General features: G+C 49.5%; 20 protein-coding genes. 10 read left to right on the top strand and 10 right to left on the bottom strand.

The window, feature by feature from the left end; translation table 11 throughout:
• Positions 1 to 95 precede the first annotated feature (95 nt).
• The 5 genes from GA003_04640 to GA003_04620 all read left to right on the top strand — a co-directional run bounded on the left by GA003_04640 (position 96) and on the right by GA003_04620 (position 9562).
• Entirely contained in the window at positions 96 to 2102 is a 2007-nt protein-coding gene (locus tag GA003_04640) for a hypothetical protein (GenBank protein ID QXD29268.1), read from the top strand.
• A 70-nt stretch (positions 2103 to 2172) separates the two neighbouring features.
• Entirely contained in the window at positions 2173 to 3450 is a 1278-nt protein-coding gene (locus GA003_04635) for a DUF1552 domain-containing protein (protein ID QXD29267.1), read from the top strand.
• 329 nt (positions 3451 to 3779) lie between these two features.
• Positions 3780 to 6197 carry a DUF1592 domain-containing protein gene (locus GA003_04630; GenBank protein QXD29266.1) on the top strand — a complete coding sequence of 806 codons (2418 nt, stop codon included), beginning with the start codon at positions 3780 to 3782 and terminating at the stop codon, positions 6195 to 6197.
• A 200-nt stretch (positions 6198 to 6397) separates the two neighbouring features.
• Positions 6398 to 8347 carry an FAD-dependent oxidoreductase gene (locus GA003_04625; protein QXD29265.1) on the top strand — a complete coding sequence of 650 codons (1950 nt, stop codon included), beginning with the start codon at positions 6398 to 6400 and terminating at the stop codon, positions 8345 to 8347.
• Between the two features lie 48 nt (positions 8348 to 8395).
• Positions 8396 to 9562 (top strand): mandelate racemase/muconate lactonizing enzyme family protein, encoded by a 1167-nt coding sequence (locus tag GA003_04620; protein QXD29264.1) that lies wholly within the window; start codon positions 8396 to 8398, stop codon positions 9560 to 9562.
• 1 nt (position 9563) lies between these two features.
• Here GA003_04620 and GA003_04615 read toward each other — a convergent pair whose 3' ends face one another.
• The 3 genes from GA003_04615 to GA003_04605 form a co-directional block, all read right to left on the bottom strand.
• A complete protein-coding gene (locus GA003_04615) occupies positions 9564 to 11090 on the bottom strand; it encodes an arylsulfatase (GenBank protein ID QXD30340.1) in 1527 nt (508 codons plus the stop codon).
• Between the two features lie 19 nt (positions 11091 to 11109).
• Complete coding sequence (locus tag GA003_04610; GenBank protein QXD29263.1) at positions 11110 to 11997, bottom strand: NAD(P)-dependent oxidoreductase; 888 nt, start codon at positions 11995 to 11997, stop codon at positions 11110 to 11112.
• Between the two features lie 112 nt (positions 11998 to 12109).
• Positions 12110 to 12592: an FtsX-like permease family protein gene (locus tag GA003_04605; GenBank protein ID QXD29262.1), complete on the bottom strand. Its 483-nt coding sequence runs from the start codon at positions 12590 to 12592 to the stop codon at positions 12110 to 12112.
• A 230-nt stretch (positions 12593 to 12822) separates the two neighbouring features.
• Between GA003_04605 and GA003_04600 the strand changes: the two genes are divergently transcribed.
• Positions 12823 to 14016 carry a hypothetical protein gene (locus tag GA003_04600; GenBank protein QXD29261.1) on the top strand — a complete coding sequence of 398 codons (1194 nt, stop codon included), beginning with the start codon at positions 12823 to 12825 and terminating at the stop codon, positions 14014 to 14016.
• A 56-nt stretch (positions 14017 to 14072) separates the two neighbouring features.
• Positions 14073 to 14786: a M48 family metallopeptidase gene (locus GA003_04595; protein QXD29260.1), complete on the top strand. Its 714-nt coding sequence runs from the start codon at positions 14073 to 14075 to the stop codon at positions 14784 to 14786.
• A gap of 182 nt (positions 14787 to 14968) precedes the next feature.
• On the opposite strand, the gene GA003_04590 is transcribed toward GA003_04595, so the two are convergent.
• The 3 genes from GA003_04590 to GA003_04580 all read right to left on the bottom strand — a co-directional run bounded on the left by GA003_04590 (position 14969) and on the right by GA003_04580 (position 18726).
• Positions 14969 to 15301 (bottom strand): hypothetical protein, encoded by a 333-nt coding sequence (locus GA003_04590; GenBank protein ID QXD29259.1) that lies wholly within the window; start codon positions 15299 to 15301, stop codon positions 14969 to 14971.
• A gap of 439 nt (positions 15302 to 15740) precedes the next feature.
• Positions 15741 to 16994, bottom strand: coding sequence for a bile acid:sodium symporter family protein (locus tag GA003_04585; GenBank protein QXD29258.1), 1254 nt, complete (start codon positions 16992 to 16994; stop codon positions 15741 to 15743).
• A gap of 331 nt (positions 16995 to 17325) precedes the next feature.
• The gene (locus GA003_04580; GenBank protein ID QXD29257.1) at positions 17326 to 18726 is read right to left on the bottom strand and encodes a sulfatase-like hydrolase/transferase; all 1401 of its coding nucleotides are present in this window, start codon (positions 18724 to 18726) and stop codon (positions 17326 to 17328) included.
• A gap of 157 nt (positions 18727 to 18883) precedes the next feature.
• Here GA003_04580 and GA003_04575 point away from each other — a divergent pair, with 157 nt between their 5' ends.
• Entirely contained in the window at positions 18884 to 19414 is a 531-nt protein-coding gene (locus GA003_04575) for a response regulator transcription factor (protein ID QXD29256.1), read from the top strand.
• A gap of 43 nt (positions 19415 to 19457) precedes the next feature.
• On the opposite strand, the gene GA003_04570 is transcribed toward GA003_04575, so the two are convergent.
• From GA003_04570 to GA003_04555, 4 genes are all read right to left on the bottom strand, one after another.
• A complete protein-coding gene (locus tag GA003_04570) occupies positions 19458 to 20954 on the bottom strand; it encodes an inorganic phosphate transporter (protein ID QXD29255.1) in 1497 nt (498 codons plus the stop codon).
• Between the two features lie 165 nt (positions 20955 to 21119).
• Positions 21120 to 21785: a gluconate 2-dehydrogenase subunit 3 family protein gene (locus GA003_04565; protein ID QXD29254.1), complete on the bottom strand. Its 666-nt coding sequence runs from the start codon at positions 21783 to 21785 to the stop codon at positions 21120 to 21122.
• The gene (locus GA003_04560) at positions 21782 to 22831 is read right to left on the bottom strand and encodes a GMC family oxidoreductase (protein ID QXD29253.1); all 1050 of its coding nucleotides are present in this window, start codon (positions 22829 to 22831) and stop codon (positions 21782 to 21784) included. The genes GA003_04565 and GA003_04560 overlap by 4 nt, the downstream gene beginning before the upstream one ends.
• Entirely contained in the window at positions 22794 to 23447 is a 654-nt protein-coding gene (locus GA003_04555; protein QXD29252.1) for a hypothetical protein, read from the bottom strand. Before GA003_04555 ends, GA003_04560 begins: the two co-directional genes overlap by 38 nt.
• 114 nt (positions 23448 to 23561) lie before the next feature.
• On the opposite strand from GA003_04555, the gene GA003_04550 reads away from it, so the two are divergent.
• Both GA003_04550 and GA003_04545 read left to right on the top strand, forming a co-directional pair.
• Positions 23562 to 24401 (top strand): phytanoyl-CoA dioxygenase family protein, encoded by an 840-nt coding sequence (locus tag GA003_04550; protein ID QXD29251.1) that lies wholly within the window; start codon positions 23562 to 23564, stop codon positions 24399 to 24401.
• Positions 24402 to 24408: 7 nt separating this feature from the next.
• Entirely contained in the window at positions 24409 to 25509 is a 1101-nt protein-coding gene (locus GA003_04545) for a lactonase family protein (protein QXD29250.1), read from the top strand.
• Positions 25510 to 25588: the final 79 nt, after the last annotated feature.

The raw sequence follows: 25588 nt of genomic DNA, 5'->3' as shown, positions 1-25588 counted from the left end.
TCAATGCGGTAGATTCCTTTTGGATAGCCGACTGTGGAAGTTATTCTGATTTTTCTGGTTAATTACGCATAGCTGTGAACAAATATGCTATGACTATGATCAGACGACCTTTACTATTCTTGCTCGCGTTTCCCAGTTTGATTATGGCTTCACCCTTGTCCGTCTACGACCAAGCTGAACTACAGGGGAGCGAAACCATCATTTCCAATACGTTCTCAATCTACAGTGGTTCAGAGATTCCAGATGGATTGGATAACACCATCTCTTCCTTTCGATTAGCGGCTAACCACATGCTCATCGTTGCAGATGAAGCAACCGGATTGGGGCCAGGAAAAACATACATAGCGGATGGCGCTGATCTGGTAATTGAAACACTTCCTCCTGAATTGGAAAATGCGATTTCATTCCTCAGGGTCGTGCCTTGGAGACCTACTTTGAAAAAAGGGACTGGTGGAGATTTGAGCGATAACCCCAGCGTAAATGCATCTTGGTATTACCGGTGGGGATTTAATGTGGAAGCCGGTCAGGCATTAGAGAGCAGAGAATATGTGCCCATGTCCTGGGGAGCAGGAGGAGCGAGCGACGAAACCATCCCCAACTATCTGGCCATGGATCAGGTCAGCCAATTACTTGGCTTCAACGAATCCGACAACTGTAACGATCAAAGCGGACAATACAGCAACTTATGCGATGTCGCGACCGCGGTCGGTTTTTATGAGAACTTGCAGAAAGCAGGACTTCGCTTGGGATCTCCAGCTACGCGGGAGGAAGGAGCGAGAAATTCAACTAGCTGGTTATCCCGATTCATCGATCAGTCGGAGGCAGTTGACATTCGGATCGATTTTGTAGCGCTGCACTGGTACGACTGGGGAAGCAGTCCTGCAGGAAGTCCAAACGCTCCCGCCACTGCCGTCTTCGAGCGTTTCAAACGATACCTGAGCAATGCGTATCACCTGTATAGTAGGCCACTTTGGATTACGGAGTTTAACGCAAATCCCAATCGCGTAACGAACGTTCAAGATGAATTCATGAAGTTGGCGCTCCCCTATCTGGAATCTTTGGGTTACGTGGAACGGTATGCGTGGTTTCAGCCATTCAGCGGGACGGGGGATTTTTTCAGTGAAGGGCAACTAACTTCAACCGGTGAAATCTATAGGGACCAAGTCTCCACCCCAGCCTACACATCGGGAGCCCTGCATCCCATTTGGCAAAGTCAGGACATTGGCAACCCAACCGCAATCGGAAAGACTATTCAGTCGCAAAGTAACTTTACCGTCTGTGGATCAGGCACGGGAATCGGTGGAACCAGTGATAGCTTTCACTATGCTTTCAAACCCCTTTCCGGAGACGGATCACTCGTCACGCGCATAGATGGCATACTCCATCGAGACAACTCCAAGGCGGGTCTGATGATACGAGAATCATTGGATGCGGGATCAAAATCGGCGTCACTATTATTGACCAGCAATGGACAGCTTCAGTTTCAACACCGCTCCTCAGCTAATGGTGAGACTGAGACGAAGGATCCAATCGCTTTTCAAACACCCTACTGGCTCAAGGTCGAGCGTTTGGGTAATACCATATCCGGGCATTATTCAAGTGACGGGGAAAACTGGATACAACTCGCGAGCGAGAGCATAGACATGGACGAAGAAATCCATATCGGTATGGCTGTATCATCCCAAGACGGGAGCACCTTCTGTGATGCCATCTTCAATATTTCCGACTCGGATGATGATCAACTGCCGGACACATGGGAGCGGTCCTATTTTGGAGACTTGACGACCACAGGTGAAAATAACGCTAACTATGATGGTGATCCTGATTCGGACCTCAAAGAATTTAGCCTTGGCACCGATCCTACAGATTCAAGGTCATTCTTCCGCTCCACCGTTACTCAGGCAAACAGTGGATATTTGGAAATTTCCTTCGATGGGATTGCTGGACAAAACTACGAACTGGAGGTGAGTGAGCTGCTGACTCCAGAAAGCTGGAGTTCGATAAACTCGCTAACTCCCACGACCGATGGAATGCAGGTTCTGGACTACAAGCACCCTGAGAATCTGAAAACACTATTTGGCCGCATAAAATCAGTCGATTAACGCCCCGAATATCCGATCTCGACAAACCATGGGGTGCGAGGACAAAATCCCTTCAAACCTTCCAATCTCTATGCGTTCTACCCAACATGATCGTCGCAGTTTTCTCCGTTTTGCTTCTCAGGCAGTAGCCGGAGCCATTGCCTTACCTGTACTCCCTTCCCTTTCTATGGGTGCTCCCAAGACTCAATCGCCCAAGCGATTGGTTTGCGTAGGCACACAGCTGGGATGGTATAAACCTGCTTTTTTTGCCAACGGCGATGATGGCCGTTTGCTGAAACCATTCGACGATTTGGGAGTTGGAGATCAGCTCACCACCATTTCTGGACTCGATCATAAAGGTCCGACTGGGAACGGACACGCCCTGGTCTATACTCTTTTTACCGGACAGGTCCTCCGGAGCGTTTCACTGGATCAATACGTGGCACCCGAATTGGGAGCAGATACTCGTTATGAATCCATACAGCTCTGTGCAGGTGAGCAGCGGTTTAACGCTCCCATGTCACTCAATCAGAACGGTATCCCCTTACCACCTATTATTCGACCGAGTGTATTGTTTTCAAAAGTCTTCGGAGGCGATGCCGCCAGCATGGAACGCCAACAATACCTCCTCGAATCGGGTCGCAGCCTGCTCGACGAGGTCACTGGAGACGCGAAACGACTGAATTCTCGCATCAATCACGAGGACCAGGCAAAACTCGATGAGTACTTTAGTTCGGTGCGCGACGTGGAAAAGAAACTAGCCCGCCGTCGTGATTGGCTGGACAAACCTTACGCCACACCCGATCCCAAATTCTCACTTCCAGCCGACGAGAATGTAGCTCACTCCATGATGATTCAAAATGAGGATCTCATGTGGGACCTCATGGCCTTAGCGATCAAGAATGACGCCTGTCGGGTCTTCTCGCTCACCATTCCTCTCGCTGATGGGGCACTCATGCTGAACGGGAATCTGATGGCCAATGGCTACCACAATATTTCTCACCATGGAAACAAACAAAACAAGGTGGATGATCTCGTTGCGATCGAAACCGCCCACATGAACGGTGCAGCGAGGTTCATGAAGGCGCTCAAGGAAACCACCGATGTCGATGGAGGCAGTATGCTCGACAATACCACCTTATTGATTGGCAGTGCCATGGCCGACGCCTCCAAACATAGACGAGTAGACTTCCCACTCATGATCGCTGGAGGAGGTTATAAACACCAAAGACACCTTTCCTGTGGAGATGATCAGGTGAATAAAAACGAAATGGCCTGCGATCTTTACGTTACGGTGTTACAGAAGATGGGATTTGAATCCGACCGATTTGCGACGAGTCAGTCCAACCTGAACGCAGCGTTCCTATAATCATCATTCCTCACCGAATCCGCGCAAAGGGAAATTAAACCACAGGGGATTGTGCATGACTAAATTACAAATGGATCATTTTGGATCTATGCTTTGCACGGATTCTCGGGCTGACATGCCGAGTGTTCCTCCTTCCCAGCTCACTTACGCACAAAAGTGCGCGCCTTCGCTTATCAGTCGTCATCCTCAACATCTCAACTCCGTGAGGAAGGTGCTTATACGTCGCGGGCGCATCGAACCGCTACAGCGAGCGATTACCACCTTCCCTCAAACACCACCATTTAATGGTAGGGCCATTGCGTCCCCGCAATGCCGCTCAGAACAATAAGATGACTGTATTTAGATTTTCCATACCCTTAGCATTTACATGCCTCCCCTTAGTAGGTGAGGCACCCCAACCCATCTCGAACTTCACCAAAACTTATTGTTTCGAATGCCACGATGCCGCCAAAGAAAAGGGTGACTTCCGCATAGATAATCTCCACTGGGATCTGACTGACAAAGATAGCCGGGAACAATGGGACCTCGTCTACGAGTATGTTGAATTGGGAGACATGCCAGAAGAGGAGGCTAAGAAACATCCCAACAAAGAAACGCTTGCAGCATTTCTTGCGCAGCTGGAAGCGGCCATGGAGGAGGCAGATCAACAAGCGCCCGTAGGAGGCACACCCTTACGTCGCCTCAATCGAAACGAATATCTCAATACCGTGCGTGATCTCTTTGGCATCCGTATGATAAATTTGCCAGCCTCCTTTCCGGATGACAGCTCAGAGGCCGAATTCGATACCATGCCGGAAGGTGTATTTCTTTCTCCAGCGGTAATGGAAGCCTACCATGAAGTGGCAACCCTTATTGCTGACCGTATGGTCCCTTTGCCTAGTTCGAAGCGCTACCAGTCTCATATGACGGTGGGTGAAATAGGTGGGGATGCAGGACGCCGTTGGTTTGGCCCAGACAACGAGTATCTCATGTTTACCGGCCTGAATTATTCCGGATGGGTCGGCGCCCTTTGGGACCCGCTGTTTATTGCTCCTGAAAGCGGAGTCTACCACGTCCACCTCCTGGCCAATGCCCAGGCTGAAACGGGAGCAGACGGGAAACCTTTTCGCTTAAGCTTCCATGCGTTTGACCCAACCGAAGAACAACTTCCCAAGCGCTATATTCGCCATCGAGCGACTCCAGTAGGCGAAATAGAAGTCCCGGCGGGCGACCCCCAATGGATCACCGCACAAATCTACATGGAAGCGGGAGAGACTTTTCACGTTTACTGTGACAACCGATTGGGAGTCGATGAATTCACTGAGGTCGCTGTCAATAGAGGGGCTGTCAATGTCGACATTAAAGCCGTTAAAGCTCGAACCGAGCCCACCGTAGAATTGCGCGAAATGAAAGTCGAAGGCCCTGTCGATATTCTCCCCCGGGTAAACGACTTTTTCGGCACCTACCCTCCTCGTTTGAACCGTCGCGAACTGGAACGCCTATTAATCCCAATCGCAAAAAAGGCCTATCGCCGCCCCTTAACCACCGATGAAAAAGAAACACTTATTACTTCAGTTATTGATCACGGTCGCGAGGTCGGAAAACCCGAGTATGCCTGGCATTATGGCATTCGTCGTATATTGTGCTCACCGGCTTTTCTTTACCGCGAAGCTGAACCCAAGGATCAACCTACCCCACTTAGCCAGCACGCGCTCGCCTCACGCCTCTCCTATACCTTTTGGAGCACCCTGCCCGATCAGGAACTCATTCAATTGGCCAACCAGGGGCGATTGTCTCAACCGGATATCTTAAAGACCCAGATCAAGCGCCTACTCTCTGATCCGAAATCTCAGCAGTACATCAAACATTTCACCGGACAGTGGCTGGGTAATCGGCTCGTTGAATCGATCAATGTCTGCGATAATCGGTACACCTGGGATGACAATGTGCGCTATGGTTTCGTTCGTTCAACCGAACGGTTTTTCGAAGAAATACTCCGGAAAAACCTCCCCATTAGTACCTTCATCGATTCCGATTTCACCTATGCGAACAATGCCATCCAAACCGTCTGGGGATTAGAAGGTGCTCGCGCGCTGGATCGAATCGCAGCTGACCAAAGGCAGAGTCTCATTTGGCCGGAACCTGATCGCATCGACCTCACTCAACTCCCAGAGGGGACGCCGGCTCATGTTCGCATACGGGGTGGCATCCTGGGCCTACACGGTCCTTTAACGGTCACAGGCGACGGTGTAGAATCTTCACCCATTCTTCGCGGTGTCTGGGTATTGGAGAACCTCTTTGGGAAAAGACCTCCGCCTCCACCGAAAGATGTGCCAGCCCTGGATATCGATACGAGTCAGGCGACCAACATTCGAGAAACCCTCGCACTCCACCAACAGTTGGATACATGCGCAAAATGTCATCGCGACATCGACCCTTTAGGCCTGGCGCTGGAAAATTACGACGGCATTGGTGGCTGGCGGGAACGCTACCTGGGTGAACCATCGCCGATCGACGCTGCCTCCGTTACACCCGAAGGTCACCAGCTAAACGGACCGCAATCCATTAAAGACTACCTGCTACAAAACCCGGATTATTTTACGCGCTGTCTGATTACTAAATTTCTTGAGTACAGCGCGGGGCGCGAACTATCTGTCGGCGACGAGCGAATCGTGGATGAACTCGTGACTGCAGAACCAGAACTTGGTTACAAATTTGAAGACCTTCTCATCGCTGCTACCATGAGCGACGTATTTCTGACGAAGTAAGCTCGAGTTAGGTTGTAGCTGATCAACCGTTGACCGTCTGTCTAATTGATTGAAAAAGCCTTACTGTATTACCTGACGGAACTTGAAGAGAAAACAACTGGAGCTTCGATAGAAGAAAGTCATACTCAATCAGACAGAATACCATAGGCGAACAAAACGAAAAATCGCAGGACATCCCGATTAGGAGTCGTAGAAAATTTATGACAGGAGCAGCCGCATTTACCGGTTATAGCATGTTGGTCAAAGCGCCACAGGCTCTGGCCTCGGATAAGGATCCCTTTGTTCGACGCGAAGACGTAGTACCTCGCATCGATGAGTTGGCACCCGATGATGCGAAGCCGAATATTTCCTCCAATGATCCCAATATGCGGGTGGTCCATCTCGAGTCAGATGTGCTGGTTGCCGGTGGAGGCCTTGCCGGAGTCTGTGCAGCAATCAGTGCAGGTCGGTTGGGTTCGAAAGTGATCCTGATTCAGGATCGCAGTCGTCTAGGCGGAAATTCCAGTAGCGAAGTTAAAATGCATCCGCGAGGATCCCGCTTCGGATTTCGGGAAGGTGGAATCATTGAAGAGATCTGTTTGGAGAATGCCTACCACAATGAGCAGTACAGTTGGGAAATTTGGGACTTGTTGCTCTACGACAAAGTGATCCGTGAACCCAATATCAGGCTACTCCTGGATACCGCAGTCTATCGTGCTGAAAAGGAAGGAGACAAAATCTCCTCCGTTTGGGCCCGCTGCGACAAGACCGAACATCTTTATCACATTGCCAGTAAGGTATTCGTAGACTCCACCGGTGACAGTCGCCTTGGAATGGAAGCCGGTGCGGAATTTAAAATTGGCCGAGAATCTTCCAAAGAATACGGAGAGTCCTTGGCGGACTACGATACCTTGGGAAGCACACAAGGATCATCGATCCTGTTTACTGCACGTGAACATGACAAAGAGATGTATTATCAGGCACCCTCATGGGCACGGGGTATAGGAAGTGAAGATTTAAAATTGCGCGGTGTGGAATCCCCTACCGACACTTGGGAGTATGGTTATTGGTGGATCGAACTGGGAGGCGTATATGATACCATCCGTGACAACGAGCGCTTACGTTTCGAGCTCCTATCCATCGTACTGGGCGTTTGGGACTACATAAAAAACAGCGGCAATTTTCCTTCCGCCAAAAACTGGGCACTCGATACCGTTGGCATGATCCCCGGCAAACGGGACTCTCGACGCCTCATAGGTGATACCGTTCTGACTCAACAAGATGTTACGGAAGACTGGAAGCAATTCAGTGATGGAGTCGCATTTGGCGGCTGGTCATTGGACGACCACCCTGCCGAAGGATTCGATGCAACGGATCGCATCCCAGCACAACAGATCAAATATCCGGAAGCCTACAATATTCCCTTTGGTAGTTTGTATTCAAAAAATGTGGACAACCTCCTCATGGCGGGACGTAACGTCAGTGCAAGTCATGTAGCCTTCTCCTCGCTTCGAGTCATGCTGACCTGCGCGGTGATTGGACAAGCCACAGGTACCGCTGCACACCAATGCCAGGATAAAGACCTGTCTCCGAGAAAACTCAGAGAAAACAAGAAACATTTAAAGGCGCTCCAGCAACAACTGCTTCGAGATGGAGCATTGATCCTCAAAGCAAAGAACGAAGACAAATCCGACCTTGCACGCAAAGCCACGGTCACTGCTTCTGCCTCTACTTCCAATACGTCTCCCGAGAATATCCTTTCGGGACAAACCTACGATAAGCCAGACGAATATAAGCATCGCTGGATGGCTCCTTTGGGAGATCAGAAAATCTGGTTACAGCTCGACTGGAAGCAAACCGTAGAAATCAGCGAAATTGAAATCTCACACGACACCGGACTCCACCGCGATGTGACTATGACTTCGTTGATCTGGTTGCAAAACGAAATGATTTCCGGAGCACAGCCCGAATCCATTCGTGACTACCAGGTTATCGGCGTCGACAAAAACGGCAAAGAAACGGTGTTGGCAAAAGTGTTGGATAACTACCAGAAACTTCGCCGCCACAGCTTTGACCCCGTCAAAGTCCGCTCCATTCACATTCAAGTCGATCAAGCCAATGGAGACGAAGTAGTGGGGATCTACGAGATAAGAGCCTACGGCCCAAGCTGATATCCAGATCCATTGACATAAGTATTCAGAGGAGCATCCTTCTAAGCTATGCGCAGGTATTCACGTCGTAATATATTGAGATTGCTCGCCGCTAGTGGAGGACTGGCAGCCACCCAACTCGCACTGGGGCGTGTCTATGCCGCAACTCCTGCTTCCGCAACGAGTCAGCGTATCACTCGATTTGAAATCATTCCCGTTCGAGTTCACATGCACGAACGAGTCAGGGAGATATTCGCGGAGGTATACCGCCAACAAGGCATCCATCGCGACTACTACGATTCAACTCTAGTAAAACTGTATACTGATGAAGGATTAGTGGGTGTGGGTGACGCCCTTCTCAATGTGGAAGACTCACTCGGAAGTGTTCCGAAAGCGGAAGCCATTTGTAAACGATTGATCGGTCGATCCCCCTGGGAGTTTCTACTGGATGACAGCTTGGGTGGTATCCTGATGGCTGTTTACGACCTGATCGGTCAAGCCGCCGGCCTACCCGTGTCTCGCTTATTTGCGTCAGAACCAAAAACACACATCGTTCAAAGTTGGTGGAGTCAGTGCTTCCCTCCCGACTTAATGGCTTCGGAAGCAAAACTGGGCTATGACTTGGGCTATCGCGTACACAAAGTAAAAGCCCGGGACTTCGAAGATCCGGTGGAACAAGCCGAAGCGGTTACTTCAAATGTACCTGAAGACCTAAAAATCTGGGCGGATACGAACAGCACTTGGGTAACCCCTGAGCGGGCGATTAAATACGGGCAACGACTCACACGCTTTCCTCAGTATTTCGCTATCGAGACACCCTGCGAGCGCTATACCATTGAACCGTTTCGCCAACTCAAAGGTCGTTTTCCACTCAAGTTAGCTGAGCATATGCCGAAAGACCCGATGCCCTTCGTTCGCGAAAAGCTACTGGATGCTTTTGTAGTCGGCGGTCCTGTCGGAAAGAGTTTTGTGCAACGCGCCTTCATGGCCGAAGTGACCGGGATTCCTCTCTGGGTCCAACACAGCATTTTCACAGGCGTAGCTCAAGTTTTCCAGGCTCATCAGGCAGCAGCCTTCCCAGGTGTTGAACATTGCGTGAGCATCACACACGTCATCCAGGACGATCTGATGACGGAACCCTTCACCATGAAGGACGGCCTCTATAAGGTGCCGACCAAACCAGGACTTGGGGTTACTCTGGATGATGAGGCGATCGAGAAATACCGCAGAGGGTAAATCAATTCATCCAATCCAGCTCAGCCCAAGTTTTAGCCCCATCATTCTTCTGAACTTTGCCTGGAGTACTCCGGCCTTCATTCACGTATTGTTCCAATAAGGTTTTCATCGCTGTGACGCGTTCAGGGTATTTGGAAATAAGGTTGGTAGTTTCACCTGGGTCTTTCACAAGGTTATAAAGTTGGAATTCGGGCAACCCCTTCATGTCTTCCTCGGTTGCCGGAAAGGCCCAACCACCCGAACCAGGCCAAAGGATGAGTTTCCAATCGCCTTGGCGAATGGCAAAGCGGCCGTCACTTGAATGATGAACCGTGGCTTCACGTAGAGGCTGATTGTATTTCTCCCCCATTAACACGGGTAGAAAGCTGATGCTGTCTTCGGCGGTGTCATCCTTATACTCCACATCCAACATATCCGCTGCTGTGGCCATGAAGTCGGTCGTGCATATGATTTCATCGGAGCTAGAGCCCTTCTCAATCTTACCAGGCCAGGAAGCAATAAAGGGCACCCGGTGCCCGCCCTCAAAGATATCAAATTTTTTGCCCCTATAGATGTAACTGCCTTTGTGATTAGCGAGTGGGAGTTCGTCGTCATCAAAGTCCGCACGCGGTGACTGCCCATTGTCACTGGTAAAGAAGATCAAGGTATTCTCGAGTCGTTCATTATGGGTGATCGCATTGACGATTCTTCCGACTTCGTAATCCACTTGAATAACAAAGTCCCCGTATGCGCTGACATTACTTTTTCCAATCCATTCTGACTTGGGGATGATGGGGGCATGCGGTGCCGTCATGGCTACATAGAGAAAGAAGGGATCGTCCGAACCTGATTGTTCCCCGATATACTCGATCGACCGGTCGGTGATATCACCCAGCACTTCCGCGTGATCAAAGTTATCCGCCTTGGGACCTTTTCTCCAAAAGGCCTTCTCATCGTAATTGACTGAGATATTCGAGGGAATGGCGGTCGGCATACTGTTTTCAACCCAAACGAAGGGAGGTGAAGACAAGGAAGCCATGGTTCCATAGGAATAAATAAATCCCTGTGACTGTGGACCGTTCTTAATCGGCTTATTGAAATCAATCACCGGAACGGTCCGGTCATCAAAGGTTTCCATCTGCGAGCCTTTGAGCTGCCAGTTCCATCCTACATGCCATTTGCCAACGATGGCCGTCTGATACCCTTCCCCTTTAAAAAGCTCAGCAATGGTAAAACGTTCATCCTCAATCAACGGGGAAGAGTAACCATTGTAACCTGCACTTTTTAGCGTCGTCCTCCAAGCGTATCTACCTGTAAGAATTCCGTATCTCGTCGGTGTGCAAAGCGCGGCGCCCGTATGCGCATCTGAAAATGACATGCCGGCTGCAGCCAGCTTATCAATATTCGGGGTTTCCCAGGCAGATGCTTCGTTGTAGGCTGACACATCCCCGATACCCAGATCATCGGCAAGAATGATGACCACATTGGGTCGAGAGGAAGCAATGAGTTGTACCGATATTGAGGATACTAAGGCGACTAGAGGTAAAATAGTTCGTTTCACAGATTTTCTAATAAGGTCTAATGGCTTTGAAAGATCGGTACTTCTCAAAGGACTCTTTCATGGATTGCGGTTGTCGCCAACCAAGTTCAGCTTCAACTCGAGAACAATCGACTAAGGAGTCCAGTTCATCGACCGGTTTCTTGCAGGGAACATCTTGCAGGCCCTCAGCAATCACTTCCTGGGCAGATTTCTGCTCAAGATTATCTTTTGAGGCAACAAAGTAACATTGATAACCTTCTACATTGGCTTGGGCAGCACACACCATCACTTCCGCAGCCGAATAAACGGGGAGGTAGGTATAGGCATCGTAGGGATTTCCACGTGGCATACCCCCTTGCTCAATAGAGCTTTCCAGCATGGCTGAATCGATGAGCAGAGGAAAACGGATGGCCACACAGGTGAGCCCCGCCGTTTTTGAAAAGTACTCCAGCATATGTTCGCCAGCCTGTTTACTAAGCCCATAGCTGTTAAGCGGTATCGCCGGCATCTCTGAATCCAAAGGAAGATAGGGCAGAAAATTCGGATGAGACATTCGGTCGGTAGTAGGCAACTGACCATCCAACACTTGAACCGAGCTGGAAAAGATAATACGCTGACACCCTTGTTTCGCTGCAGCGGCAAACATCCGCATATTCATACTCAAATTGACAGTGTAGACCTCTTCCTGAGAAGCGCTATCCCAGTTCGGGTGATTAGCCAGATGCACCAATACATCTACACCCTCAAATAGATAATCCACGCTGTCGTTTTGAGAAAGATCAACGATCTGCACGGGATATTGGACAGTATCATCCGATACTCGATCCACCGCTACAAAATCAATCCCCTGCTCCACTAGTATCCGACAGATACTGCTCCCTAATCGACCGGTTGCTCCTGTTACTAAGACTTTCATGAAATGATATCAAACAGCCAACACAGACTGGAACCAAAACGAAACCTCTTTTTTGGTTAACGGTGTACTTTTAGACGGAAGTAATCATCAAAGTTCCAGCAAAGAAATGAATTCATTCAGCCCTCAGAGATTGCATCGGGCTCACTCGCATAGCTCGCATAGCAGGCACAATGCAGGCCACTAAGCTCACACAGGTAAGAATGGTGGCGACAACAAGGTAGGTAGGCAGGTCAGATGTGGTAACACCGTAAAGTTGACTGGCAATAATTCGACTGAGCATCCAGCTGCCAATTAAACCCAGCGCGACCCCTGCCAGGGTCAATTTTAAGCCTTGCTGAAGGATGATCCAAATCAAACTACTACGCTTCGAACCGAGTGCCAGGCGTATACCCATTTCGTGAGTCCTTTGCTCTACCGAATAGGCAATAACGCCGTAAATCCCAATACTCGCCAATACCAGGGCAGCTACGGCGAAGAGACCAATCAGGATGGAACGAAATCGATCAATCGCTGTGCTGTTATCAAGATAAGTTTCCATCAGCCGAAACTGGTTAAGTGGCTGCTCTGGATTCAGCTCACGTACTTTTTCTGACACGATGGGTGCAAGACTGAGAGGATCCGGTACAGCCGGGAGATATCATAAAAATTCACGGGGGACTCTACCAGGGAGTTCTTAAAAACTATCCCGACTGGCACAACATCCCCTTCGATGGGACTTATTGGTTCACCCAAAAAGGCACTGCTGAGCGCCCCATCGTAATCGAAGCAGCCGGAGATGGTGAAGTGATCTTCGATGGGCAGGGGGCCCTTAATCTATTTAATGTCATGGCGACGGATCATCACATTTTCCAGGGGCTCACTTTCCGGAATGTGGATCGGGTTTTCGAAGCCGGTCGGAAACATCTGGCAGGAGCCAGTAATCTGACGGTTCGCAATTGTCGCTTTGAGATGGTTGGTGAAGGCCTTCGGACAGAATATGCCGGCTCCAAAAACTTCCTGTTTCAAGACAACGTCCTCATTGGTCGCGATGATCGTTTCAGAGTGTATGGTTGGACGGCTCACCGGGAGGGGCACATTCCTTACGGGACTCATTTATTGGATTCCTATTATGGCATCAAAGTCTACGGATCCGGTCACGTAATTGCTTACAATTCCATCGCCTACTTCCACGATTCCATAGGCGTTTCAACCTACGGCTCTCCCGAAGAGGAACAGGAATTAAAAGCAGTCTCGATTGATATCTACAACAATGACCTGCACCTCCAGGTCGATGACTTCGTGGAGGCAGATGGCGGTGTGCACAATATTCGCATTATGCGGAACCGAGGTGTAAACACCGCACAGAGCGGAATCAGTGCTCAACCCGTATTCGGTGGCCCTGCTTACTATATTAGAAATGTTCTCTACAATATACAAAAAGGAGGAGCCCTTAAGATTCACGGAGGCGTACCAGGCCTGACCACTTATCATAACACTTTCATTGCAGAAAACAACGGGGGTGGCGGACACCCGAATTCGAACTACCGGAACAATTTAATTCTGGGAGCGGATGGGCCAACCCATATTTATCGATTTCCGTATACGACAAGCTATTCGATTGCTGACTATAACGGCTACCGTCCCAATCGCGGCCCAGAGAGTCCGGAAGGTCAATTCAAGTGGCTGACGCCTCAAGGGCAGTGGGAAGAATTTAAAACCCTAGGAGCATTGAGAAAAGCGAGTGGCCTCGAAGAGCACGGTATCATTGTCGATTATGATGACTTTGAAGATCTACAAAAACCGATCCAAGGACCGGTAGGTACGTCGTTTGGTGAAATGCCTGGACGCGTGTATCACGCAGTGGATCTTAACTTTAATCTCAACTCGAACGGGAATGCGGTCGATGCCGCAGTGGTTATTCCTAACGTGAATGATAACTTCACTGGAAAAGCTCCCGATTTAGGGGCGCTCGAAGTCGGCGCTCCTCCTGTGGTTTACGGAGCTCGTCATCTAGATCCGAATCAAGAGTTCTACCGCTGATTTCGAAACGGAGCTTTGTCATTGCCGGTGCTTATCGTAGGTAGTGTGATACATGAATGGATTCATTTTTTAAGGGACTTGGAAGAAAAGCCGGAGAGACTTACAATAAGTCCCGTTGGCTCTATGATTCCTTACTCGGATCCGAAGAAGAACGCATCGCATCAGAATATAAGCTGGGCCATCAGATGGCCAATGAAGTCACTGCGCAAAGTGAGCTCGTCGAAATTGAATTTACAGGTGTCCTTCACAAGCGCCTGGCCAAATGGATCAATTCTCCTCACCGCTTCAATAGCACGGTCCTGCGATCAGACGAGGTGAACGCCTTTGTGCTACCGGGCGGATATATATTTCTAACCGAAGCCATCGTGAATTTCTGTAAGCGCAATGAAGACGAGCTCGCCTTTATTATCGCTCATGAAATGGCCCACGTTGTGAAAGGGCATGCCTTTGACCGCATGATAGCCGATCATTCTATTCAAGTGATCAGTAAATGGCTGCGTGTCGGTGGACTCGCAGGAGCTGCAGCCAAGCAGGCCACACTGAAATTCCTTAAAACGCAGTACTCGCGCGACAATGAACACGAGGCAGACGACTTCGGCATACGACTCGCAATGGCCGCCGGTTATGATCCCAAAGGAGCCGTTCGCCTATTCGAGCGACTAAAGACTTTAGGAGAATCGGATATTCCCGAATACTTCTCTACCCACCCTTCATTTAACTCTCGTCTCGTTCAGATTGAAAAAGCAGCCCATCGCGCGCGGACTCGATGATGGTTAGAATCAAAGACTTCCGTCCATCTCACTCTCGTCGGAGTGTGACCGTGTGGGCGACTCTGTGCCTTACAATGATTAGCATGATGGCAGCCTCCGCTAATCCCACTTTCACAGACGTGTCCGCTACGAACGGCCTCGATTTGACCCCCATTAACGATAGGTTCTTCAACACGGTCGAATTACCCGACTTGCAAGTCATTCAGCAGACCTGGGGCAATGGTGTCGCGGTAGGAGATGTGGACGGGGATGGCGAAGCTGAGCCGATCTTCAGACCTCAGGCTGGCATCGCGCTGCATTTCCTTGGCAATTAGCTTGTCCGGCTCTGAGTCGTAAGCACGAATACCCACATACAGGAAATCAGAGTCTTGAAGCAGCCGAACTTCCGTCTTCTCCGTTGGCGCTACATTTTCGATGGGCCGTACTTGAGTAAAATTGGTGATCACCGCGGCTTTTTCCCAAACCGCCTCATCCAGCTTACCATCGATAACCGGAGGGGCGGAAGCTTGAACCATGCGGACCGAGAAAGTCCCTGAACCAGATTCAGGTGTCGGGTTAGCTTGTGCAGCTAACTGCGAAGAGGACTGAAAAGCACTCAATACTCCAACTAGAGAAAGGAATATTAAAATTAAACATCGAGGCATGGTAAATTCTTAGGGAAGAGGGGGGAGGTTTCGCTTCGGGCTTTAGAACCGAAATAGATTAAAGGATATGTGGGTTGGGAATTGGTCTGTTAATAAAATTAGAATTTCGAAATCCACGCGCTCACACCCTTTCAAGATTCTTTGCAGGACTGTAATTATCATCACTCAATCTGAGGGGACGAAAAACGTTTCGTCCGTGCGGGAGGAAGAGATCAACCAACATTTTCCCAGTCTACTCAATTACATTGTAGCAGAAGATAACAGTCTAGGAGGCAAGCAGCAGTATGGCAGAAAAAACGGGTTAGTGGTTTTAAGCATTGCTGTTCTCGTCAGGCTGATTCTGGGCAGCAGTTTCAGGAATCCTACCTTTCCAGAAGGAAGCCAATACAGATCCGGTAATATTCATCCAGGTTCCGAAAATGACCGGCCCCAACGCCGCGCTGGTACTTTTCAATACATCGATGGCCAGGGCCGTGCCCATACCACCATTTTGCATGCCCACTTCAAAGGCTACGGTTCTGCAATCTGGTTCGTCCAGACTTGCTGCACGCGCTCCGTAGTAGCCTAGAAGATAGCCTATCAGATTATGAATGAGGGCCGCAGCAAACAGGCCAATTCCTAAGCTCAGAATTTCAGAGCGGGATCCCGCCGCGATGATGGCGATAATGTAGATGATGCCACCCATGGACACTAGAGGCAGCCCTTTATCCAACCATGCTTGACGGAGTATAGCCATAAGAACGAAAGCACCACACATGCTGTTGAGCTGGGTCTGAGCAGCAGGAATTGATTGCGCGAGAAAATAGCAAATCACCGCCAAAACCAAAGCGGCTGGTCTCCAGATATTCCCCTTAATCTTTGAATGCAAAAGATAATGAGTAATCAACCCGGCTGCGATAGGCAGGATAATCAGATTAATGATAGAGAGCATCATGGCCCAAACCTTGATCTCGATCAACTTACCGGCCAACAGCTTCATAGCAAACGGAGTTGCAAAGGGAGCGGCGATGGTGGAACAGGCGGTCATCGTAACCGACAGGGCCACGTTACCCTTGGACAAGTAAACCATGACATTTGAGGCCACCCCACCGGAGCAACTCCCAATCAGAATTATCCCCGCTGCCACTTCCGGATCGAATCCAAACGCGGTGGCAATGATCCATCCGGATATAGGCATAATGCTAAACTGCATCAACATTCCCAGTCCGACCGCCTTGGGCATTTTCAAGGCGCGGGCAAAATCCTCCAGGCTCAAGGTCGCACCCATCCCAAACATAATGACCTGAATGAGTGGGACGATCAGAATGCTTAACTTAAATCCACCGATCTCGATAAACAGTTTGGGAAAAACAATGGCGCCAAAGAAAAAGGCAAAAACCCAACAAGTGAAGGTAAAGGTTTTCAGTGTTGTAGACGTCTGGAAATAAAGTCCCAACATTACAAACATAAGAACAACCATCATTCCCATGACCGGATAATTACCGAGGAACGCAAAAACAACGGTCAATAAGAGTGACAGTGCACTGATGTACAACAAGGGGCGGGCTAGGGATTTAGAGATCATGGAGTAGGCTTATTCATTGGTGGGGTAGATTTGAGAAATTATCTGTATGGGTTATCAAAGAATTTTCGGCAAGTCGAGAGGCTTAAATTAACGATTGATAGGATCACTATGCTGTAAGCAGAACGCCGCGAACCCATCTTTTTTGGGTATGGAAGCAGGTCAGCAGCAGCTCTGGAGTAAATTTCTGATTGGAGATATTTAGATGGGAGGTATATGAGACTGGGGACTGTATCCCTAAAATATCAAATTCTCGGATTACGCCCATCCCGTAAATACGGGATAGGCTCTGAGATAGTCTCAGGGCCTATGTAAATTCACTCTGTACTGGGACTTATAGCTCTTTTCGCTCAGCAGAGAATACGTCTCCCGTTGGTCCAGCTGGAAGACTCTCTTTCCAAGCATTCAGCTTCCCTTTGAGCTCACGCACAACACTGTTTTGGGAGTGCTTCAGATCCCTTTTCTCAAAGGGATCAGAGGCAATATCGTAAAGCTCTAGATAGCTGCCATCCTGATTAGTCACCAGCTTCCACTGCTGATCCATCATCGCATAAGAAACCCAGTGCTCGGGCTTACTGTCCCTGGCAGGCCAGGGAGACTCATATTTCCAATAGAGTGGCTTCTCGCGTGTCGAAGTAGCTTTCCCCTTTAAGACACTGACCTGACTGATGCCATCCGACTCATATCCGACAGGTAGCTTGGCTCCGGCGATTTCGCAAAATGTGGGAAGAAGATCCACGGCCGAGATCAAGGAGCTATCGTCGATCTCTCCGGCTTCAATCTTTCCAGGCCAGCGCGCAATGAATGGCACGTTGATACCCCCTTGATAAAGGGACGCTTTATAGCCTTTTCGACCAGCGGTAATTCCTTTGGCGGCGGCAATCCCCCAACCAGCACCGGTGGCGGTATCGTAGTTCAATCCTAGCTCGGTCGGTCCTGACGCTCGCGCCGGTCCATTGTCGGAACTGAAAATCACGAGGGTATCATCGGTAACACCCAAGCGGTCCAAATTATCCAGCACTTCTCCAATGCGGTCATCCGCGTGGGATAACACAGAAGCGTAGATTTGATCTTCTCTATTTTCAAGGTGTCTGAAACGCCACTCGTACTTGGGCACGGTATGAAATGGCGTATGAGGCTCGTGAAGCCACAGATTGATGAAGAATGGTTTCCCAGCAGCAACCGCCTGGTTGATAAACGCATTGGCATGCATCGAATCCTCATGCACCGGCATCTGCTCACCCGAACTATTAAAAGTACCGTATTCGTCATACCCATACACTCCTGCCTCAGGTGAATCAGGAATCATATCATTCGCCAAGTGCCACTTCCCATAGTGCGCGGTAGCATAACCTGCTTTTTGAAGAAAGCGTGGCAAACTAGGTGCTCCTACATCCAACCAATCGGGCATGTTCCGCTTGGCGTTGCTCGGCACCCAGGCGAAATGACCGTCTATATTATAGCGCCCGGGGAAATGCCCGGTCATAACCGCGGTTCGGCTCGGAGAACACACGCCGCTGGCGACCGTAAATCGATAAAACTCGGTTCCTTCCTTTGCCAAGCGATCGATATTGGGCGTTTTTACGTAAGGGTGTCTATGGCAACTGAGATCTCCCCATCCCCAATCGTCGGCAAAGATGAACAAGATATTGGGCTGATTCTCAGCACGAACCCCTAGAGGCAATAGTAATAAGAAGCATGACCAAAGAAGCTTAGCGTAGGTCGATTTACTCATAGATAGAAGTGTTTAATAGCTAGTTTTGATTGGATTACATTTCCCTGAATGCAGGAAGCAAATAAACCGACTTTCTTTAGCGCGCAGGTGTAAGGCGTATTTTCGATAACCGGATCCAACCGCCAACGTACCCATCGTCTAACTGAACTTTCAGGGTATGGTTCCCTGTCTTAGAAATATTGATAAGACAGATCTATTGTTGGACCTAAGCCTCCCAGGCATGAGTGGCCTTGATGCCCTTCCCTATTTCAAAGAATACAGCCCACAATCAAGAATCATCATACTTACACAGTCCGATAGTGAAAGTGATTTACTCCGATCCATAACTTTGGGGGCTTGGGGTTATTTGCGTAAATCGGCTACTGTTAGCGAGATTCTCCAAGGTATCAGGACCGTCATGACAGGCGGAGCATCTCTGGATACGAATGTTGCGAGATTTGTTCTGGAGAACCTTCAACAGCACCTGCCAAAACAAAATGTAGAAATTGAACTTTCGCACCGAGAGTTAGAAATCCTGAAACTACTTGGCGAAGGCTTCGTCAAAAAAGAAATAGCGCATACACTTGAAATCGGCTATTCCACGCTCGATACCCACGTCGGTCACATCTACGAAAAACTACAAGTGAGAAACGCTCCTTCAGCTATTGGGAAGGCGTATCGGCTCGGGATTTTTCCTGATAAAAAGTAAGCACCCTACGGTTTTAGAGTCTTCAACTTTTAAACAGAACCTACTAGGCTTTGTGGTATTTCTGCTCGTGGGCGTCGGAGCGGCGTTTAAAAATATATCTCCCAACAAGGTTGAGCAATATGCAGATGATTAAGCCTGCAATCGAAAGACGATAGATCACGTTGGCCACAAATCCCGTCGCTACGATGGCAATGATGGGGGCAATCAACCAACAGCTAACCACCCAAATAGCCCGACCTAACTTCGTATCGGCTTCGCCCCGGGTAAAGACACGGTCCGAAAACCCTGATCCAAGAATAGCAGCAAAGGCTACATAAGTGGTTGAAACGGGCAGCCCTTGTCCGGATGCGAAAGCGATCACACTCGCACTCACTCCGGTAATAACGGAAGCACGCAAAGTATCAAAGTGAATCTTCTTTTTATTCCCATCTACTTCGGAAGGAGGAGCTACTTCCTTGGCATTGCCACGCAATCTAATGAAAAGGCGCGCCAGAGATTTACACCAATTGGGAGCGTAGAGAGATACCGAATCGAATTGACTGCCGGTGTTTACTTGAGCCCGGGTTACCCGTTGCGCATAACCGGTTAACATGCCTGAAGCCATAAGGACACCACAGCCAAACAAAGCCCATGCTGAAATAGGGATCTTAGAACTTAGATCTGCGAAATCCCCCATTTCTCCGCCGCCTTGCCATAGCGTGAAGCTAGCCAATCCTGGCGACGCAGCATTTGCCAAATCGTTTTGCCCAAAAGCAAACGCCATACAAACCATTCCCAAGACAGCTGTAACTGAAAAGAGGTGCTTGTAGCCGGCGTTCTTGAAGATCACTAAACAGAGGTGTGTGAGTAGGGTAAAGGTTCCCCACATGGCAAGTAACACAAGAGTGATCCCGTATTCTTGAAAAACCTCGGTTTGGACCAGCTTAACGGCTTCCACGTTTTTCAATCCTTTGAAAACCATGAACCAGCTCAGCCAGGTAAAAATGGCTCCAGCAATCCAAGGTCCATGAAGCATCACGGTATCTCGATCTTTTGCCTTGTCCCTAACAGCCCCTCGAAAGACTCGCATGACCATAAACGAGGCAAATCCACTCACCACGATCGAAACGACGATCCCGGTAGTCACCTCACCAACCTTGGGCCAATTTACATTGCTGAAACCGGCCAAGAACAAGGAAGCACCGACAAGCTCGAACACCAAACAAGCGGTCGTACTTACTGGCATACCGAAACTGGAAAAGCCGTAAAGCAACACGGTGTCTACAAAGTAAACACTGATGTAGATAGCCATGGCCATCTGGATGGTCAGCACGGTGGGATCGAAGATGCCTTTTCGGGCCGTTTCAATAACCGGGGATGAAAAGGTCGCTCCCAGGATAACCGCCGCACCGGCAATAAACACGGCCGTCCGGCGATCTAAAACGCGGGCACCAAACACCGCATTGACCAGGTTAGCCGCATCATTGCGTCCCACCTCGATACAGTCCCAAATGAGCATTCCAAGGCCAACAATGGCCGCAATCATCAAAAAATCCAACATCCTATAGCCGCTAAATTTGTAGGTTATAAACCGAAAGAGAGAGCACATCATGCAGAGCCATCTCTACTTGAAAAGTTCAATCGACGATGCACTTCAAAAAACTTGGAACTTAATCTGGCTCTATCTTCAATCAACTGGATTTAGACCATGAACCCGCATGCTAGCCTACTCCCAAACCGCCTTGATCGGTGCTTTTCCCTGCATCTGATCCGCGGTAAACCCACCTGCATGGTGACGCGGCCCCGGATAGCCAATGAGCTTCCAGCCAACATAGTCTTGATTGCCTCCATATTTTGGGTCCGCAAGAAAGCCAATCAGTGTGTGCCCTCGCACCGTCGCAAAGAAGATACCGGGAGCTCCTGCGCTGTCCGGCCATTCATCGGTCTCATCTGATTCCAGGGACGCGAGGATGTCATATTGTTGGTCAGGATGGAGGTCCAGAAAGCCTTTGTTGTATCGCTTTTCAGAAACGGCTTTCAATCCCATCAGCCCATTCTCATAAACCGACTTCTGCGCCTCGTCTTCATTGGCCAAGACTTTATCGATAAAATTCACGCAGCTGGCTTCTATCGCTCCAGGCTCATGGTCGGTTGGAATGATACGACCGGTGATGGCCTCAACCGTTTTCCATTGAGTGGAGGAAAAGGTCACCGGTTCGCCAGAGGAATGAGCTGCTGCTATCGCTTTAGGTCGAGGCAGATTCAGCCAAGCGAGTAAAGTTCCTCCATAAACTGCGCTTTGCCCCATAAAATCCCGGCGGGAAATATTTGGTTTTTTAATGGGAATATCCCCACTGGACACTCGTCCCTCGCCAATCGAACCGTTTTTCATAAATTTCCTTTCTTCTCTTCGCTTATGAAGTGATCGGCCACCCGGTGAGCATTGGCCATAAGCGTAAGCGTTGGATTATAGCCACCAGCCGTCGGAAAGAAACTTCCATCGACCACCCAGAGGTTCTTCACGTCGTGGCTGCGGCACCAACGATCGACAACGGATTTATTCGGATCGTCCCCCATACGACAAGTGCCATGGATATGGACACTTCCCTGCATGGCTGACGAATCATCAACCAAACGATAGCTGCTGGCCGGGGCCCAACTGGTAATCGCTCCAGCCTTATCGGCTAAATCAAACATGCGTTTCTCAAACCACTTGAACATAGCCAGATCATTGGGGTGTTGTTTGTGAGTGATTCTTGGAGCGGGAAGACCATCTTTATCTTTTAAATCTGGATCAAGCTCGACTCGATTTGACTCCACCAGCAGGTCCTCAAGAATCGCGGTCAACTGAGCCTGTTTTGGGAAATCTCGCAACGCCTGCTTCAGATCTGAACCCCAGGCTCGCTTCAGGTTCGGATGGCCGTTTAAGGCACCGAGCGCATAGCCCAAGGGTTGTTTAACAAAAGGATTCCCATCGGTTATCACCCCGCCACGAATGAAGCCTCGCCCCGGATCCGAGGGATGCAAATCGTCAGTAGCGATCAGTGCCTCAATTCCGGTAAAATTGAAAGTCGGTTGGTCCAACGTATATAAGACGAGAGGAAAATGATGGTAGGTGAGATTCCTACCCACCTGTCCACTCGAGTTGGCCAGACCGTCCGGGAATGAATTGGATTGGGACAGCTGTAACAGGTGTGGTGAACCAATCGCTCCGGCAGCCAAAATGACCTGCTTGGCTTTCACTTCCTGTTCTTCGCCCTTCCCATCCAGATAACGAACACCACTCACTTTGCCATCTTTTCCTGTAGCAATCTCAGTCACTCGAGCATCCGCTGGTAAATCCAAGTTTCCACTCGCTATGGCCCTGGGGATATGAATGGCCAAGGTTGAAGCCTTGGCACTAATCGGACATCCGTAGCCACCACACGCATCCGCCATAAGAACAACCGGGGCGACCATTGTAGGGCTGAGAATTGATACTCATGGGCATCGGGAAATGTTGATAGCCTAACGATTCTAGTGCGCGCCTGACATGCGGTGTGGTTGCGGTATCAGGATGTGGAGGATTGGGAAAACCTTTCTTACGAGGAGCCTCCACCGGATTAGCTCCACTCAGTCCAGATACACCCAACTCCCATTCCGCTTTTTCATACCAGGGCTCCATTTCGTCGTAACCAAATGGCCAGTCCACTAAACTCGCTCCGGCTACCGGCCCTTCGGTGGAACGCACCTTAAATTCATCCTCTCGAAACCGCCAAGTCCAAGCGCCCCAGTGAGTAATCGTTCCACCCACACAATAGGCAAGGTTGTTGAACTTGCCCTCGAGCACTGTGCTATCCGCATCTGGTCTCCAGGATTCAAGTTGCCCGGGCGAAAAGAGTTCATCACGAATCTGAATCGACAACTCATCGTCGCTCATAAAGTCCATGACGTCTAACTTCGGACCTCTTTCCAAAGCCACCACCTTGAAACCGGCTACGGTTAGCTCCTGCAGCATCACTCCTCCTCCGGCACCGGTTCCGATTACACAAACATCAAATGTTTCTTGCGACATACATTCATCGAATAGCCAAAGCGGATCTAGATAAAGTTAAATATGATTCCTTGCGGTTCGACTTCAGCGTTATAATTGCCATTCCATGCCTGAAGGCTCTAGTTTCAAAACACGATGTCCGGAAGCCTTACTTCAAACCAAACAAACTCCTACGAAAACGAGGGTATACTCTTTCCCCTTCAGGTGCTTGACCCGACGGAAGTCCAGACCATGACCCAAGGACTCGCCGACATCGAGAAGCGCCTGGGCAGGTCTCCGAAAACAGAAGAACTTCACCAATTGTTCTTAAACTACCGATGGGGTTATGACCTGGTAACTTACCCCAACATTTTGGACGCGATCGAATCCGTTTCGGGACCGAACATCTTATTGTGGGCGACCAGTGTATTTGCAAAACCAGCACACGATCCCGGTTTTATTTCCTGGCATCAGGACGCTACCTACTGGGGGCTTGATTCAGGTAGCATAACTACCGCCTGGATAGCGCTATCGGAAAGTTCAACAGACAACGGTTGTATGCGTGTGGTAAGAGAGTCCCATAAATTGAGTATTCAGCCGCACAAAGAAACCTTTGCTGAAAATAACCTGCTCAGTCGCGGCCAGGAAATTGCCGTCGAAGTCACCGAAGAGGAAGCAACCGATGTAGTACTGGCGCTCGGCGAAATGTCACTCCATCATGTAAACATTGTTCACGGTTCGAAAGCGAACTTCAGCGACAAGCCGCGTATCGGATTCGTAGCTCGCTACATGACCCCGTCGGTGAAACAAGATGGTTTCCAGCAACCCGTCATTCTTGCACGAGGAGAAGATAAGTTTGGGCATTTCGAACACATGCAGGCACCACCCGATTCAGAGGACTTAAATACAACGCTTCAAAATCATTTAAGAACCGCGCGTGAACATGTAACGGGTATTCGTGAAACGAGCGGAGCTTACGATTCCAACGAGCAGTAAACGAGTCATGATAAGACAAACCCTATTCGGCCTAATCGCGCTATTGATTCACAGCTTCACTATCGCTGAGGAATCATTTCTGCTACTCGTGCCAGACAAACCCAACCAACAACTTCTCAGCCTCACGGTTCACGGTGCAGCCGAAGGGGTAACCATCAGTCAAAAGCGTTCAGTGCCCCTGCCATTCAGTCCTTCCGGGATTACCACTCAAACTTCTGATAAACGGTTGATTATTACTGGAGGCAGTAAAGGAGAGAACCATGCTGCCTCGGTTGGGATTTCCGAAAACGGTGAGTTGCATGTGATCGGCTCCTCAAAGCTGGCTCATGCCACCGGCTATACAAGCGTCGATCGAACGGGTCGCTATTTCATGGCAGTCAATTACGGCACCGGACAAATTTCCACTTATAATATAAATAATGACGGAGTGGTCGGAGCTATAGCGGACTTTTTAAGGTCTCCAAAAAGAGAAGCCCATTGCATCCTCACGACCCCCGATAATCGCTTTGTATATATCCCCTGCGTAAAGCTCAACAACGCGCTCTACCAGTACGCGTTTGATGAAACGACCGGACGGCTGACTCCTCTGGAGCCGTTCAACGCAAAACCGCCCGCCATGTTTGGCCCACGGCATGTGGCCTACCACCCGACTTTACCCCTCCTCTACTTCAGCAACGAACAACAACTCGGAGTGAGTATGTATGAGATCGGCGAAGACGGACAGCTCAACGATCGGCAACACGTTCCTACCATCCCACGCCGCTCGCCTTTCGAACAAGGCAAGCGGGACCTCCATGCGTCTGACATCGCCCTGACGCCAAACGGAAAATTCCTCTATGTAGCCCTGCGCGACTTCAACGGCGACGAGGATAGCGTCTTCTCATTTCGCGTGGATACCGAAGGCAAGCTCAGCCCAATCAGTAGAAGCAAAACAGGTGATATTCCCTGGAAGGTTGATGTCTCTCCCAAAGGCAATTATCTAATCACGCGCCAAATGGGCGACCAGACCCTCTCATTTTTCAAGATAGATTCAGGCGGAGACCTGAAGCATGTTGAGACGATAGATCTGCCAGCCCAAACGAATGACTTTTCGGTAGCCAGTTACTAGCAGGTGCACTGTTGGTATCTGCCTGGAAGTATCTCCAATTCCTTTGACTTTCATACCCTGGAAACAAGCCCCGAACAAT

This window comes from Opitutia bacterium ISCC 52, from assembly GCA_014529675.2.
Lineage (GTDB): Bacteria > Verrucomicrobiota > Verrucomicrobiia > Opitutales > UBA2995 > UBA2995.
The sequence above is the reverse complement of the archived record's forward strand: the minus strand, read 5'-3'. Positions and strand labels throughout refer to the sequence as shown.

Coding starts and splice junctions, on each gene's coding strand:
- GA003_04640 (QXD29268.1), top strand. CDS start 96: ATGATCAGACGACCTTTACTATTCTTGCTCGCGTTTCCCAGTTTGATT.
- GA003_04635 (QXD29267.1), top strand. CDS start 2,173: ATGCGTTCTACCCAACATGATCGTCGCAGTTTTCTCCGTTTTGCTTCT.
- GA003_04595 (QXD29260.1), top strand. CDS start 14,073: ATGGATTCATTTTTTAAGGGACTTGGAAGAAAAGCCGGAGAGACTTAC.
- GA003_04585 (QXD29258.1), bottom strand. CDS start 16,994: ATGATCTCTAAATCCCTAGCCCGCCCCTTGTTGTACATCAGTGCACTG.
- GA003_04625 (QXD29265.1), top strand. CDS start 6,398: ATGACAGGAGCAGCCGCATTTACCGGTTATAGCATGTTGGTCAAAGCG.
- GA003_04560 (QXD29253.1), bottom strand. CDS start 22,831: ATGGCGGATGCGTGTGGTGGCTACGGATGTCCGATTAGTGCCAAGGCT.
- GA003_04600 (QXD29261.1), top strand. CDS start 12,823: ATGGCGACGGATCATCACATTTTCCAGGGGCTCACTTTCCGGAATGTG.
- GA003_04555 (QXD29252.1), bottom strand. CDS start 23,447: ATGTCGCAAGAAACATTTGATGTTTGTGTAATCGGAACCGGTGCCGGA.
- GA003_04550 (QXD29251.1), top strand. CDS start 23,562: ATGTCCGGAAGCCTTACTTCAAACCAAACAAACTCCTACGAAAACGAG.
- GA003_04610 (QXD29263.1), bottom strand. CDS start 11,997: ATGAAAGTCTTAGTAACAGGAGCAACCGGTCGATTAGGGAGCAGTATC.
- GA003_04580 (QXD29257.1), bottom strand. CDS start 18,726: ATGAGTAAATCGACCTACGCTAAGCTTCTTTGGTCATGCTTCTTATTA.
- GA003_04630 (QXD29266.1), top strand. CDS start 3,780: ATGACTGTATTTAGATTTTCCATACCCTTAGCATTTACATGCCTCCCC.
- GA003_04620 (QXD29264.1), top strand. CDS start 8,396: ATGCGCAGGTATTCACGTCGTAATATATTGAGATTGCTCGCCGCTAGT.
- GA003_04570 (QXD29255.1), bottom strand. CDS start 20,954: ATGTTGGATTTTTTGATGATTGCGGCCATTGTTGGCCTTGGAATGCTC.
- GA003_04575 (QXD29256.1), top strand. CDS start 18,884: ATGGTTCCCTGTCTTAGAAATATTGATAAGACAGATCTATTGTTGGAC.
- GA003_04590 (QXD29259.1), bottom strand. CDS start 15,301: ATGGTTCAAGCTTCCGCCCCTCCGGTTATCGATGGTAAGCTGGATGAG.
- GA003_04545 (QXD29250.1), top strand. CDS start 24,409: ATGATAAGACAAACCCTATTCGGCCTAATCGCGCTATTGATTCACAGC.
- GA003_04565 (QXD29254.1), bottom strand. CDS start 21,785: ATGAAAAACGGTTCGATTGGCGAGGGACGAGTGTCCAGTGGGGATATT.